The 13,378-nt window shown below is 73.0% G+C and carries 11 protein-coding genes; 5 read left to right on the top strand and 6 right to left on the bottom strand.

The annotated features are described in order from the left end of the window. Positions 1-169: 169 nt before the first annotated feature. On the top strand, positions 170-1,174 hold the full coding sequence (locus AB1207_RS18845) for a hypothetical protein (protein WP_367639938.1): 1,005 nt from the start codon (positions 170-172) through the stop codon (positions 1,172-1,174). A gap of 383 nt (positions 1,175-1,557) precedes the next feature. After that, positions 1,558-1,866 (top strand): hypothetical protein, encoded by a 309-nt coding sequence (locus tag AB1207_RS18840; RefSeq protein ID WP_367639937.1) that lies wholly within the window; start codon positions 1,558-1,560, stop codon positions 1,864-1,866. A 551-nt stretch (positions 1,867-2,417) separates the two neighbouring features. Here the strand turns inward: AB1207_RS18840 and AB1207_RS18835 are convergent. The 3 genes from AB1207_RS18835 to AB1207_RS18825 all read right to left on the bottom strand — a co-directional run bounded on the left by AB1207_RS18835 (position 2,418) and on the right by AB1207_RS18825 (position 7,169). Beyond that, entirely contained in the window at positions 2,418-2,822 is a 405-nt protein-coding gene (locus tag AB1207_RS18835; protein ID WP_367639936.1) for a hypothetical protein, read from the bottom strand. A gap of 1,545 nt (positions 2,823-4,367) precedes the next feature. Continuing rightward, positions 4,368-4,823, bottom strand: coding sequence for a hypothetical protein (locus AB1207_RS18830; protein WP_367639935.1), 456 nt, complete (start codon positions 4,821-4,823; stop codon positions 4,368-4,370). A gap of 1,293 nt (positions 4,824-6,116) precedes the next feature. After that, positions 6,117-7,169: an AraC family transcriptional regulator gene (locus AB1207_RS18825; protein WP_367639934.1), complete on the bottom strand. Its 1,053-nt coding sequence runs from the start codon at positions 7,167-7,169 to the stop codon at positions 6,117-6,119. Between the two features lie 402 nt (positions 7,170-7,571). On the opposite strand from AB1207_RS18825, the gene AB1207_RS18820 reads away from it, so the two are divergent. Both AB1207_RS18820 and AB1207_RS18815 read left to right on the top strand, forming a co-directional pair. Next, positions 7,572-7,736, top strand: a complete 165-nt coding sequence (locus tag AB1207_RS18820; protein WP_367639933.1) for a hypothetical protein — start codon at positions 7,572-7,574, stop codon at positions 7,734-7,736. A 92-nt stretch (positions 7,737-7,828) separates the two neighbouring features. Next, the gene (locus AB1207_RS18815) at positions 7,829-9,139 is read left to right on the top strand and encodes an MFS transporter (RefSeq protein WP_367639932.1); all 1,311 of its coding nucleotides are present in this window, start codon (positions 7,829-7,831) and stop codon (positions 9,137-9,139) included. Here the strand turns inward: AB1207_RS18815 and AB1207_RS18810 are convergent. Beyond that, positions 9,039-9,578 carry an isoprenylcysteine carboxyl methyltransferase family protein gene (locus tag AB1207_RS18810; protein ID WP_367639931.1) on the bottom strand — a complete coding sequence of 180 codons (540 nt, stop codon included), beginning with the start codon at positions 9,576-9,578 and terminating at the stop codon, positions 9,039-9,041. The two genes, AB1207_RS18815 and AB1207_RS18810, sit on opposite strands and share 101 nt — an antisense overlap. Continuing rightward, positions 9,575-10,648, bottom strand: coding sequence for a type III polyketide synthase (locus tag AB1207_RS18805; protein ID WP_367639930.1), 1,074 nt, complete (start codon positions 10,646-10,648; stop codon positions 9,575-9,577). Before AB1207_RS18805 ends, AB1207_RS18810 begins: the two co-directional genes overlap by 4 nt. 72 nt (positions 10,649-10,720) lie before the next feature. Here AB1207_RS18805 and AB1207_RS18800 point away from each other — a divergent pair, with 72 nt between their 5' ends. Further along, complete coding sequence (locus AB1207_RS18800) at positions 10,721-11,680, top strand: TIGR01777 family oxidoreductase (protein WP_367639929.1); 960 nt, start codon at positions 10,721-10,723, stop codon at positions 11,678-11,680. On the opposite strand, the gene AB1207_RS18795 is transcribed toward AB1207_RS18800, so the two are convergent. Beyond that, a complete protein-coding gene (locus tag AB1207_RS18795) occupies positions 11,667-13,331 on the bottom strand; it encodes a methyl-accepting chemotaxis protein (protein WP_367639928.1) in 1,665 nt (554 codons plus the stop codon). The genes AB1207_RS18800 and AB1207_RS18795 overlap by 14 nt on opposite strands. Positions 13,332-13,378 lie beyond the last annotated feature (47 nt).

The following is a 13,378-nucleotide window of genomic DNA, read 5'->3' as shown; positions in this document are numbered from 1 at the left end:
CTTGGCGGGCGACGGCGATCACGTCGCGGCGGAACTCCTCGGGGAACGGCGTCGGCACGGTACTCATCCTTCCAGTGAAGACCATGATCCTCACAGGTCAGGAGTCAACCGAACCAGGGGCAGACCCGACGTCTACCGCCATTCGATGATGCACTGCCAGGCTGGATAGGTGATCATCCGCGAGGGCTCGCACTACTTCCACGCCATGCCCACTCCACCGAGGCACCGTCTGCTGGGGCTCGCCCCGTCCTTCACCGGTCCCCGCGGTCTGGCCCTGTGGAGCCCGTTCGATCCGCCCATCACCAGCGTCACCCTCTGTCACGGCGAACTGGACTCCCGGGTCGGCGCCAGCGTCCGCGTCATCTCCGCAGTACCCGCTGCGGCCGCTGTCCGTGACGGAAGGCGCGACCCGGACCTCGACGACGTGGCCTACCCCGCACTGGCCGGTCTGCCCCACTTCACCGGAGAGGACCTGCAGACCGCCGCCGCGGCCCTGCACCAGCCGAAGGGATCGGCACTGTGGAACCCCCGGGAGCTCACCGTTGACGGTGCTGCCGTTCCCTTCCAGGCCTACCACCACCACGACCGTTGGTGGGTCACCGTCACCGTCCTGCACGACGTCGCTGTCGGTGTGATCGCCTCCGACACGGCACCGGACAACCTCGAACTGGTGACCGTGGACGCAGACCTGCCCGGGTACGAAGCTGCCCCCGTACTGCCACCTCAGGTGGGGAACCCCGCTGACACGCGCGCCCGCTTTGCCCTCGAAGGGATGGAACCGGTACTGGTCCACGCGTGGGCCAAGGACGCGTTGGCCGCCGGCGCCCAAGCACCCGCACTGCACGCCGTAATCGGGGCGGACCTGCGGGATCCGGGAGCGGTCCAGCGCGCCTTCGACGCCGCACTCGACGAACTCGGCGCACCCCGGTTCGGCAGTGACGAAGAACTGCGGTGGCAGTACGCCCGGTACATGGCCCGCGCTGCGGTGGACGGCGAGATCGATGCCACCGGCGCCGCGCGTCGCATCGTCTGGGGCACAGCCGATCCGCTCGGCCGACCTGCTCGGCTGCGGCCCTTCGTCGAAGCCGTGCAGGAGTCCGACCGACACGGTTCCGACGAAGACGAGGTGGAGGCGACCTGCCTAGATCTGATGCAGGACCTGCTGGCGACCTGAGCGCCACTGGCCCAACGACCGCGCGGCCTGGACGACTTCACGGTCATCCTGCCCTCCACACGCTCGACGACTTCGCGGACATGCCGGATTGCGGGCGGTCGAAGACTCGGTCGTCTCGGGATGCGGTGGTCACCGAGTCGGCTGATCTGCCAGCTTGGAGGGGTTGACGACGCCGCGCAGCAGGGAACGCGGACGCCCGAGGTGACGTCCCAGCGACCCAAGCCCCCCACTCACCGTCCAAGGAGCCTGAAGCGATGACGCGACACCTGCCCGCCGCCGCCGTCCTGGCATGCACGGCGCTGCTGGCGGCCTGCTCTGGAACGTCTGCCTCCGCGAGCCTGGACGGTCCTCTGCTGGTCTCAGGAGGCAGCTGGGACGACGCGATGACCGCAGCCATCGGTGGCCCAGTCACGAAGGTCGGCACCTGCGTCGGGATCGGTGAATCGATGGTGGTGTGGCCCGAAGGGGTCAGTTGGAACGAGGACAGCCAGTCGTTGGTACTTCCCGACGGCACGCAGGTCGCCCTGGGCAGCGAGGTCTCCGGAGGTGGTGGCGGGATGACGACCTCCGCAATCGACTCGCTGTTCGGCTCCGAGGCCGCTGAGGGGCTGCGCGAGTGCGGGGTCGAGGACGGGGAGGACGTCGTCGTCTTCAACGTGGGCGGCAGGCTCTCCACCACTCCGGTGTCCTGAGCTTGCTGGGACCGTGGGCCTTGCACTTCGCGGTCATGGCGCGATGCGCGGGCGCACAGTCATTCCGCGGTGCGCGGGCGCACGATCATCCCGCTGTCCTGGTGCGTCAGCAGCTCGCCAGCAGCCCCACCAGCACTTGGCCCTCGCGACGCCACGAGATCCCCGAGTACACACGACCCCGCGCATCCGGCACCGCACCCAAGCCTCCAGCGCCGGGCGGCACGCAGTGCTCCCGCACCTGAGACCACTCCTGCCGCGCCGTCGGCGGCGTCAGCCACCGCATCGGCCCTTCGAAGCTCTGCACCACTACCGGGTGCCCGGTCTCGACGAGCTCATCGACCTCGGCCGCGCTCAACCACGACCCCATCGACCGCTGCCAGACCTGACCACCCTCATCCCACAGGCGGTCACCACGCACCCGGTGTCACGACACCTTCTGAGCCATCACGCCAGCATGCCCCGCAGCCGGCACCGAACCGCACGGTCATCCCGCGGTGCGCGCGGACGTCCTGCACCGGCAACGGACCTTCTCGGCGATGGCTAGGCGGCAGTCACCAGGTGCTGAGGTCCGTGGTGATGTCCGTGGAGGCGGGGAACACCGTGATGCTGTCGCCCGCCAGGGGCGCCAGTTCCAGGTGGCTGAGTCGGTCCTCGTCGATGAAGAGATGCAGCACTGCCCCGGGAGCTTCGGCTTGCAGCACGACGCGACCGTTGGCGGTGGCCGGGGTGTGGCCCTGAGCGTCGGTGAGCTCGACCGAGGGGCAGATGCCGCACTCGCACGAGCGGCCGGCCAGGGTGTGGGACACCTGACTAAGCCACCGGGAGCGGTCGGCGGTGGTGATCGGAAGTTTCCTGATGTTGGTGCCCCGTTCCAGCACCGCGATGATCGCCTCGCGCTCACGCAGGGTCAGTGCCCTGGTCGGGTCCGCGGGTGAGAAAGTCGACACGGGTTCCATCTTCGCCCGGTAGGTGCTCGTGCAGCCACCATGAAGGTGCGGTCGCCACGGTGTTGGGCCGTCTGCCGCCCCACCTCGACCACACAGTCATCCCGCCGTCCGAGCGACGTCGCGGTGACGGGCTCCTGCGGGCGACGCCGACGTCGAGCAACCGAAAGCAGGGTCAACCAGGTCCATCGCGGCTTCAGCAACCTCCGGAAGCACGGCCCACTCCAATAGAGCCTGAGCCGTCTGCACTTCGACCCCTCGCGCCGATGGAGACACGGACCAGATCTGGCGTCGCTCAGCTCGGTGCCCTGAGCCCCAGTTCACAGCCGTGATGTCGATGACCAGTTCACGGCGGGTCAGGAAGCGCAGGCCCAACGTGTACGGGGTGAAGGCGACACGACCTGGCACCAACGCACCGAGGCTGTGGGTCCATCGGCTCGTCAGTCCCGGGTGCTCGCCCTGCAGAAGGCGAAACCCGCACTCGATCTGCCGCTCAGTGCGCTGAAGCCTCAGAGGCGCATCCTCGAGCGATCACGCGGCTGGCCGATTGGTCGCGGCGAACTCCGGGCGACGTCACGGTCATCGCGCGATGCGCTGCACTCGATTCGAGATCAACCGCGGCTGCGCCGAGATCGAACCCTCTGCCCCCGCCGTGACGCGTAAGGCGACAGCAGGCTCAACACGGTCACCAGAACAACGAGAGCGATGGCGGTGCCACCGTCCACCCAGCCCAGCCACCAGCACCCGACGGCGACCACAGCAGCACCCACAACAGTCGCCGCCCCTGACCGGACGACTTCACGACGTGACGGGGCCTGAGGAGAGCCGTCGGCGGGACGCGCGAGGCCCAGGTAGATCAAGGTGCGGGCCAAACGCCCAGCAGGCTGTGACACGTCAGCACTCTAGGAGCCGACCGCTCATCAGCAGGGTCGGTCCCGATCGACCCACCCGAACGCGGGCAGAAGCCGACCGCGACGCACGACCGCACGGTCATCCCGCAGGTTGCGTGTATCACGCCGCCCATCCCGGAGCCTCGGCCCTGCAGACGCGCTCAGGTGCGTCCGGATCTTCGTGCTCAATCTCGTACGAGCACTCCCCGCACCCCTCGGCTGGATCATGTTCTCGCCAGTCATGGCGGCAGGTCGAGCAATCTCCGTAGTAGGCCCACTTGGCTCGCTCCTCCAGCCGGCGGGTCCACCACTGCCTCAGCGTCCGGAGCACGTCGTGAGCATGGCAGCGGCGGCGACGACTTCACGGTCATCCCGCGGTACGGTTCCCCGCATCAGCTGGGGCGGGCCCGCCGGCACATCGCCGACTCGTCCCGCAACTCGTGGTCCTCCTCGTGGACACACACCGCGCACACCTTCAGGTCACGCTGACTCGGCCCTGGTTGAGCACCCTGCGGATGCCCGCACTCCGCGCAGAGCAGCTCCCCATCCTCCTCCTGCCGGCTGGCGTCTGGCTGGGCAGACCACCCCAGCCGCGCCAGCCACTGCTGCTTCCGCCGCGCCTGACGCTCCCCTCGCTCCTGCTCACGCCGTGCCCTCGCCTGTGCGTTCAACCGTTCCAAGCGCTCCACCAGGGCCACGCCCGCCAGCCGCTCGCGCAGCCGCTCGACCTCGGTGTCGTCAGCTCCGCGGTGATGGACGACGCCCCGTCGTGGACGGTGACCAGGGCATCCTGCTCCGCCGCCGGGAGCAGCTCCACGTGGATGGACCACGCCGCGTAGGTGTGCAGCAGCGCCTCCTGAGCGGGGTCGCTGCGGTCGATGTCGATGCCCATGAAGGTGTCCCGGCCGTCACGGTGGGCGTGCAGGTGCCGCAACGCGGTCTGAGCATGCTCGACCTCCGCAGGTAGCCCGTCGCGGTAGTCGCTCCACGCGTCGATGCAGGCCCACGGCGCCGCCTCGGCCATCACGTCCAGGAAGGCGGTGCAGACCTGCTCTGCGGCGGTACGGAGCAGGTCGGTCTCCACCACGGCCCAGGTGTCCCGGCCACTGCTCTCCTCGCTCACTCGCTCATGATTGCGCGAGCGGGCGGTAGGCCCGGCCGCATGCTCCACCGGTTCAGCGTGGCGGTCAGCTGCATCTCGCGCACTCGGCTTGGCGTCGCGAGGCACTGTCGTTCACCTTGGCAGCACCGCACAGGCAAGCCGCACGACATCGCAGTCGGCCCGCCCTCCGGGCGACACCGCCTTGAGACTCCGACGGTGGCACCAGCGCTCGACGGTCGACGTGCTGGACGAGGACCGCGCCGACCGGGCTCGCGCTGACGCCGCCGCTGCCTTCGGCCACCGGAACTCCCCCACAACCCGCCAGAACCTCCCAGCGCCGAGGCCACCAGCAGCGAGACGACGAACGCCTTCCCGCCTCCCCACCGGCGCGGCCCCGGGGGGACGGGGCGCCGCCCCGGCAACGGCCCCGACGACAGCAGGAACACCGTCACCCCGAACGGCAGGGCGGACAACCAGAACCACCCCCACCTGCTGACCCACCGCGGCTCAGCACCGTGGACGAGCAGGAACAGCGCCCCCAGCCACTGCACCAGCACGAGGACCCCGACCCACCCGGGCACCTGTACACCCAGCACCGTGGCGGAGTAGGAGACGCCGGAGACGTACCTCGCCCGATCCACTCGCACCTGCGGGTCCCAGCCGTGCACCAACTCACCGGCGTCCCGGTCCGTGACCGGCAGGGGCGAGCCGTGGTCGTCGGTCACGGTGGTGGTCGGCTGCGGAACACCCACCGTCAGTTGCACCTGCGCGTGGTGCCACCCCGAACTCCACCCCGAACTCCACCGCACCCCCTGCGCGGCGGTGCCGCTCGATCCGCGGTCCAGCCCGCCGACGACCTGCACCCGGGAGACCTGGCCCCTCGCGACGTCGTCCTGCAGGTCGCCGAGGGTCGCCGCGTGCTCACCCCACAGCACCGTGGCCAGCAGGATCAGCGGAGTGAAGGTCAGCAGGACGACCCGGAACCCGGCCCATCCCCGCCACGAGGCCGGGACGGAGGCATCGGGGACGACCACGGTGTCCAGCACCCTGCGAAACTACTGCGCCGGAGCAGGCCGCGGGGCCCCTTGCACGGACGACGACGAACCCCGGCTCCTGGTCCCGTCCGACGTCGCCTCGTCCCCGTCAGCGGGGACTCGACCGGCTCCGGCACCCGCCCGGGCGCGGCTCGCACGCCGATCCCGACCACGCAGGTCCCTCGCCGTTCGCCGCTCCGGTCGGTGCCGCGTCACCGACGCGAGGACCACGCCCGCTCCCGGGGGCAGCCGGGCCCCGCGCGCGGAGTTCCATGGCCGCTCACCCCCGTCGGGCCAGGGCCCGGTAGGCGCCCGGTGTCGTCCCGGTCCAGCGGCGGAACGTCCTCGTGAACGCAGCCGCCTCGAAGAAACCCACCAGGTAGGCCACCTCGGCCACCGACACCCGACCGGCCTGCAGGTACGACGTCGCGAGTTCCCGCCGCAGGTCGTCCAGCACCTGCCGGTAGCTCGTCCCCTCCTCCCGCAGCCGCCGGAACAGTGTCGACCGGCTGCACCGCAGGCGCGCCGCCACCGCGTCGGCGCCCGGATCCCCCTGGTGGACGACCGCTCGCAGCACGTCCTCCACCTGCTCCCGGCACCTGGCGGGCCCCGCGGCCGGGCTGGACGACAACGTCGAGAGCAGCGCCTCCCCCGCTCCTGCAGCACACCGGACACGTAGCGCGGGTGCTGCGCGACCGGCCAGCTCGCCACCTGCGGGTGCAGCTGTCAGGGCGGTGCGGCCGGTGTCGAAGCGCACAGGGCACCCCAGCACCCGCTCGTACTCCGCACCGTGGCCGGGCCGCGGGTGGGGGACGTCGACCGCGAGCACGTGCGGTGCGGCGAGGAACCGGCGCGGGCCGCACACCAGCCGGGCGACGGCTTCCTCCACCAGCTCCGGTTCCGTCCCGCCCGGACGCCGGTCGACGAGCAGCAGCCGGTCACCGTCGTGCTCGGCCTCGAAGGGCGGACCGCCGGCTGCAGCGGGGTAGGCCTGCAGCGCCAGGGCGCCGTAGCGCTGCAGCGGGACCAGGGCCTCCCCCATCGTCGCGGAGGCCTCCATGACCAGGCCGAGCACGGACACCTCGGCCATCCCGACGTCGGCTCCGAGGTGCAGGGCGAAGGCCGGGTCCCGCAGCTCGGCGGCCGCTGCGCGCAGCAGGCGCAGGTGGGAGGCCAGCGGCACCCGGGCATCGGGGTCGGCGAGGAGCTGCTCGGTGGTGGCGGCCGCGGTGGCCAGGGTGTCCGCGTCGGCGCCCCGGGAACGGGCGTACCGCAGCGCCCCGCTCACCACACCGGCGGCGACGCTGCCGCGGTCGCGTCGTTCCTCGTGCACCGCTCCGCCTCCCGCACTCACCGCCGCTGCCGGTCCCGGGTCGTGACCCGCAGGGTCACCCCACCTGACTCCGACGGTCATGGTCCGGCGGACGGTCGGCGACCACGCTGGTCCGATGACCATGATGACGGCGGTTCCCCCGGCGCCCACCACCCTGCTGGACGTGTCCCCCCTGCGGCGCAACCTCCTGCGCGGCTGCTACCTGCTGCTCGCGGTGGGACTGGGCCTGACGGCCCGGCCCCGGCTGCTGGCCGCCGCTCCGCAACGGCCCCTGGAGGCCGGTGTCGTCGACGCCGTCCTGTGCGCCGTCCAGCTGCTCGCGGTCGTGGGGTTCCTCACCCCGGTGCGGATGCTCCCGCTGCTCGGTTCGAGGTCCTCTGGAAGGCGGTCTGGCTGCTCAGCGTGGCGGTGCCGCTGTGGGTGCAGGGTGGCACGACCGACGGGCTCGCGGCGATGGCGTTCGCCTGCGCGTGGGCGGTCCCCGTCGTCGTGGTCGTGCCGTGGCGGACCGTCCTGGGCTCGGTGCTCGCCACGACAGAGCCCTGGGTCACCCCCCGCGGGCGGTGACCGCCCACGCGCCCCGTCGATGGCGGGATCCGGACGGAACGTGACCGTCGCGGCGCTGCCGGACGGGGCGGGGTGTCCGCCACGATGAGCCCGTGAGCGCCAGCCCCCGCACCGTCCCGCCGACGCGCACCCGCCGACTGCACCCGGCCTGGGCCGTCGCGGCGGTGACGTTCGCGACGCTGCTGGCGGCGGGGGCGTTCCGGTCCGTGCCGGCGACGCTGCTGGACCCGGTGCGCGCGGAGTTCGGGTGGTCGACGGCGAGCGTGTCGGCCGCCGTCAGCGTCAACCTCGTCCTCTACGGGCTCATGGCCCCGTTCGCGGCCGCCCTCATGCAGCGCTTCGGGGTGCAGCGGGTCGTGGCCGTGGCGCTGCTGCTGGTGGCGGCCGGCTCGGCCGGGTCGGCGTTCGTCACCGCCCGCTGGCAGCTGGTCGCCACGTGGGGCGTGCTGGTCGGCCTGGGCACGGGGTCGATGGCGATGTCCCTCGCGGCGACGGTCGTGGGCCGCTGGTTCACCGCGCGCCGGGGCCTGGTCACCGGCGTCCTGGCCGCGGCCGCCTCCGCCGGGCAGCTGGTGTTCCTGCCGCTGGTGGCGACGCTCGCGCGCGACCACGGCTGGCGGACCCCGTGCCTGGTGATCGCGGCGGTGGCGGCGGCCGTCGTGCCCCTGGTCCTGCTGCGGTTGCACGAGCACCCCGCCGACCGCGGCGTCGAGCCCTACGGCGGGGCGCTGCTCGAAGCCGGACCGGTCCGGCCCCTGGGCGCGCTCGGCGCCCTGCGGCTGGCGGTGCGGCACCGCGCGTTCTGGTTCCTGGCCGCCGGGTTCGCCGTCTGCGGGGCCACGACGAACGGGCTCGTCGGGACGCACTTCGTCGCCGCCGCCCACGACCACGGCATGCCGCCCACGACGGCGGCCTCGCTGCTGGCGCTCGTCGGGTTGTTCGACGTCGCCGGCACCATCGCGTCCGGGTGGCTGACCGACCGGGTCGACCCGCGCTGGCTGCTGCTGGGGTACTACGCGCTGCGCGGGGTGTCGTTGCTGCTGCTGCCGGGGTTGCTGGCCCCGGACGTGCAACCGGCGACGTGGGTGTTCGTCGTGTTCTACGGGCTGGACTGGATCGCCACCGTCCCCCCGACGATCGCGTTGGCCCGCCAGCACTTCGGGCTCGCCGGGCCGGTGGTGTTCGGGTGGGTGTTCGCCTCGCACCAGGTGGGCGCCGCCGTCATGGCCTTCGTCGCCGGGGTCCTGCGCGACGGCACCGGCGCCTACGACAGCGCGTTCTGGGTCGGCGGCGTCCTGTGCCTCAGCGCTGCGGTGCTGTCGCTGCAGGTGGCAGGGCCGCGAGCGCCCGGTTCTCGGCCGGCAGCCGGAACCGCAGCAGCAGCACCGCGTTCAGGACGGTGAACCCGGCGGCGGTCCACCAGCAGGCACCGACCAGCGGGAGCGCGAAACCCTCCACGACGACGGCCACGTAGTTGGGGTGGGTGAACCAGCGGTAGGGCCCGCGGGCCACGAGCGGCAGGCCGGGCACGACGATGACGCGCGTGTTCCAGCGGCGGCCCAGCGTCGCGATGCACCACCAGCGCAGGCCCTGGGAGGCCAGGACCAGCGCGAGCATCGGCCAGGCCAGCGCGGGCGGGGCGGACCGGTCGGTGAGCCCGGCCTCGACCAGGCACGCCACGAGCAGCCCGGTGTGCAGGGCCACCATGGGCGGGAAGTGGGCACGTCCCGTCTCCACCCCGCCGCGCTCGAAGGACCAGCGCGCGTTGCGGGTGGACACGACCAGTTCAGCCAGCCGTTCCACCCCGGTGGCCAGCACCAGGACCACGAACAGGACGCTCACGACGGCTCCCCCACGCGTTCCAGCAAGACGGTCTCGGTGCTGACCCCCGGGCCGACGCCGAGCAGCAGCACCCGTTCCCCCGGCCGAGCGGCGGTGCGGGCCAGGACGTGCAGGACGGCCGAGCTCGACAGGTTCCCCACGTCGGCCAGGACCTGCCGGGAGGTGGCGAGCGCGTCGGGCGCGAGGTCGAGCGCGTCGGCGACGGCGTCGAGCACCTTCGGACCCCCGGGGTGCACCACCCAGCGGTCGACGCTCCGGCCGGCGAGGAAGGCGGCGACGTCGGCCCCCACGTGCCGGTGCAGGACCTCGGGCAGCTGCGCGGACAGCACGATCCGCAGGCCCCGGGCACCGACCTGCCAGCCCAGTGCGTCGGCCGATCCCGGCAGCAGCCGGGAGGTGTGGTCGAGGACGGCCCACCCCGGGCGGTCGGCCGCGCGTTCCGGGCCGGCGACCACGACGGCGCTGGCGCCGTCGCCGAACAGGCCGCTGGCGACGAGGTTGGCGACGGAGGTGTCGGTGGGCTGCAACGTCAGGGAGCACAGTTCGACGCTGACCAGCAGCCCCACCTGACCGGGGTGGCCGGCGAGGTGGTCCTCCAGGCGGGAGATGCCGGCCGCGCCGGCCACGCAGCCCAGGCCGAACCCCGGCCAGCGCACGACGTCGCGGCGCAGACCCACCCGGTCCACGAGCAGCGCGTCGAGGGAGGGTGCCGCCACCCCGGTGACGGTCGTGAACAGCAGGACGTCGACGTCCTCGGGCGCGAGGCCCGCGCTCGCGAGCGCCCCCTTGACGGCCTGCTCGGCCAGGTCGAGCCCGACCTGGGCGAAGACGGCGTTGGCGGCGTCGAAGGCGTCGGGGCGCCGGGCGAGGTCGGCGTACTCGCGCAGCGGCAGCGCCAGGTGGCGGGTGCGGACGCCGGCGTTGTCGTGCAACCGGTGCAGCAGCGTGCGGCGCGTCCCGGGTTCGGTGAGCAGGGGGGCGAGCTCGGCCGCGATCTCGGCCTGCTCGTGGCGGTGGGCGGGCAGGACCGGTTCGACGGCCAGCACCCGGGACTGCGTGTGCGGCTCCACCGCCGCAGCCTCGCACCCGCTCCGGCACACCCGTCGCCCGGGGCGGGGTGCGGGACGGTTACCGTCGGGCGGGTGAAGATCGTCCTGCCGGGGGGCACGGGTCAGGTCGGGGCGCTGCTGCGCCGGACGTACGCGGCACGCGGTGACGACGTCGTCGTGCTGTCCCGCCGTCCTGAGCAGCTCGAACCCGATGTGCGGCATGCGGTCTGGGACGGTCGCACGCTGGGTGCGTGGGCCGGCGAGCTCGAGGGGGCCGACGCGGTCGTCAACCTCGCCGGCCGGACGGTGAACTGCCGGTACACCGACGCGAACCTGCGGCAGATGATGGACTCGCGGGTGGACTCCACGCGGGTGCTGGGTCGGGCGGTCGCGGCGGCGTCCCGGCCGCCGGCGACGTGGCTGCAGATGAGCACCGCCACGATCTACGCCGACACCCGCGGCGCCGCCCACGACGAGGACGGCGAGATCGGCGGGGACGAACCGCACGTCCCGCTGTACTGGGAGTACAGCGTCCGCATCGCCCGCCGCTGGGAGCAGGAGCTGGAGCAGGCTCCGACGCCGGCGACCCGGAAGGTGGCGCTGCGGGCCGCGATGGTCATGACCCCGGACCGGGGCGGGGTGTTCGACGTGCTGTCCACGATGGCGCGGCTCGGGCTGGGCGGACCGGTCGCCGGGGGCGGGCAGTACGTGTCGTGGATCCACGGCGACGACGTGGTGCGCGCCCTGGACTTCCTGCTGGAGCACCCGGAGCTGTCGGGTCCGGTGAACCTGGCGGCGCCGCACCCGCTGACGCAGGCCGAGACCATGCGGGTGCTGCGCCGGACGTGGGGACGGCCGGTGGGGCTGCCCGCGAGCCGGTGGATGGCGCGCGCCGGGGCGCTGGCCCTGCGGACCGATGCCGAGCTGCTGCTGAAGAGCCGGAGGGTGGTGCCGGGTCGGCTGCTGGAGGCGGGGTTCGCCTTCGCCCACCCGACGTGGCCGGACGCGGCGGCGGACCTGGTGGCCCGCCGCCGAGGGCTCAGCGCAGGGTGAAGGTCCCGACGAGGGTGCGCAGCTGCGCGGCCGCCCGCGAGACCTCCTCGGCGGTCGCCGCGGTGTGACCGGCGCTGGTCGTCGTCTGCTCGGCGGCGGCCGCGATGCCGGAGATGTTCACCGCGATCTCGGCGGACCCGCCGGAGACCTCGGTGACGTTGCGGACCATCTCGCTGGTGGTGGCCGACTGCTCCTCCACGGCCGCGGCGATGGTGGCCTGCAGGCCGTCGATGCGGGCGATGACCTCGCCGATCTGGGCGATGACCTCGGTGGCGGCGCTGGCGTCGGCCTGGGTGGCCTCCACCTTGGCGACGATCTCCTCGGTGGCGCGGGCGGTCTGCTGAGCCAGTTCCTTGACCTCACCGGCGACGACGGCGAAGCCCTTGCCCATCTCCCCGGCGCGCGCCGCTTCGATGGTCGCGTTCAGCGCGAGCAGGTTGGTCTGCTCGGCGATGGAGGTGATGAGCTTGACGACGTCACCGATCTCCCGGCTGGAGCGGCCCAGCCGCTCGATCGTCTCCCCGGCGTCCTGGGCGGCGCTCACGGCCGTGGCCGCCGTCGCGGAGGCGTCGGCCGTGGAGGCGGCGATCTCGCGGATGGCGGCGGTCATCTCCTCCCCGGCGGCGGCGACGGTGCCGATGTTGGCGGCGATCTCCTCGGTGGCCGCGGAGACGACCTGCGACTGCGCCGCGGACTCCGCCGCCCCGCCGGACAGCTGCGTGGCCACGGCCGTCAGCTCCTCGCTGGAGCCGGCGAGGGAGGTGGCGTTGTCGGAGATCTGCGACACGACCGCGCCCAGCCGCTCGACCGAGGTGTTCGTCGCGGCCGCGAGGCGACCCACCTCGTCGCGGGAGGCGTGCTCCACCCGCAGGTCCAGACGGCCCTGCGCGAGCCCCTCGACGACCACGAGGGTCTGCGCGAGCGGCCGGGCGATGGAGCGGCTGACGGCGACGGCGGAGACGACGGCGACGAGCAGGGCCAGGGCCCCCAGGCCGGACAGGACCAGGACGGCCTGGCGGTAGGCGGCGGCGCCGTCGGTGGCCATCGTCGCCGCGGCCGCCTTCTCGGTCGCGGCGAGGTCGTCGACGGCGGCGGAGAGCGCCTGGGCGGCCGGGTTCACCGTCGCGGTGCGGTAGGTGATGAAGCCGGTGGTGTCGTTGGCCTCCGCGAGGGTCTCGAGCTGGGCGCGGACGGCGAGGTAGGCGGCGAGGCGGTCGGTGTAGGTCTCCTGCTGCGCGGCCGAGGCGGCCGGCGACGTCGCGAGGTAGGACGTCCAGGCGTCGGTCAGGGTCTGGTCGTCCTTGGCCAGCTGGGTCTTGGCGGCCGCCATCCCGGCCTCGTCGGGGACGAGGGCCAGGCTCAGGACGTCGGCGCGGACCTGCAGGAAGTCCGAGCGCAGGGTGCCCACCGCGTCGACCGAGGCCACTCCGGAGCTCGACAGCGTCCGCAGGTTCTCCTGGGCCGTGCCGAGCCGGAGCAGACCCACGCCGACGACGACGGCCAGCAGGAGGCCGACGACACCGAAGGCCACGGCGAGCTTGCGCGCCACGGGCAGGTTGCGGAACAGGGACATGGGGGCCTCCGGCCTCACGGCCAGGACCCCGGTGGTCCCGACGACGTGGAGGTCATCGGGGGTGAACGGGTACCGCAACAGCCACCCGTCGGAGGGTCACCCGTCCAGCGGTACCGCCCGCCCCC

It is taken from the genome of Kineococcus endophyticus (assembly GCF_040796495.1).
GTDB lineage: Bacteria > Actinomycetota > Actinomycetes > Actinomycetales > Kineococcaceae > Kineococcus > Kineococcus endophyticus.
Note: the sequence above shows the minus strand (reverse complement) of the source record. Positions and strands in the feature narration are given on the sequence as shown.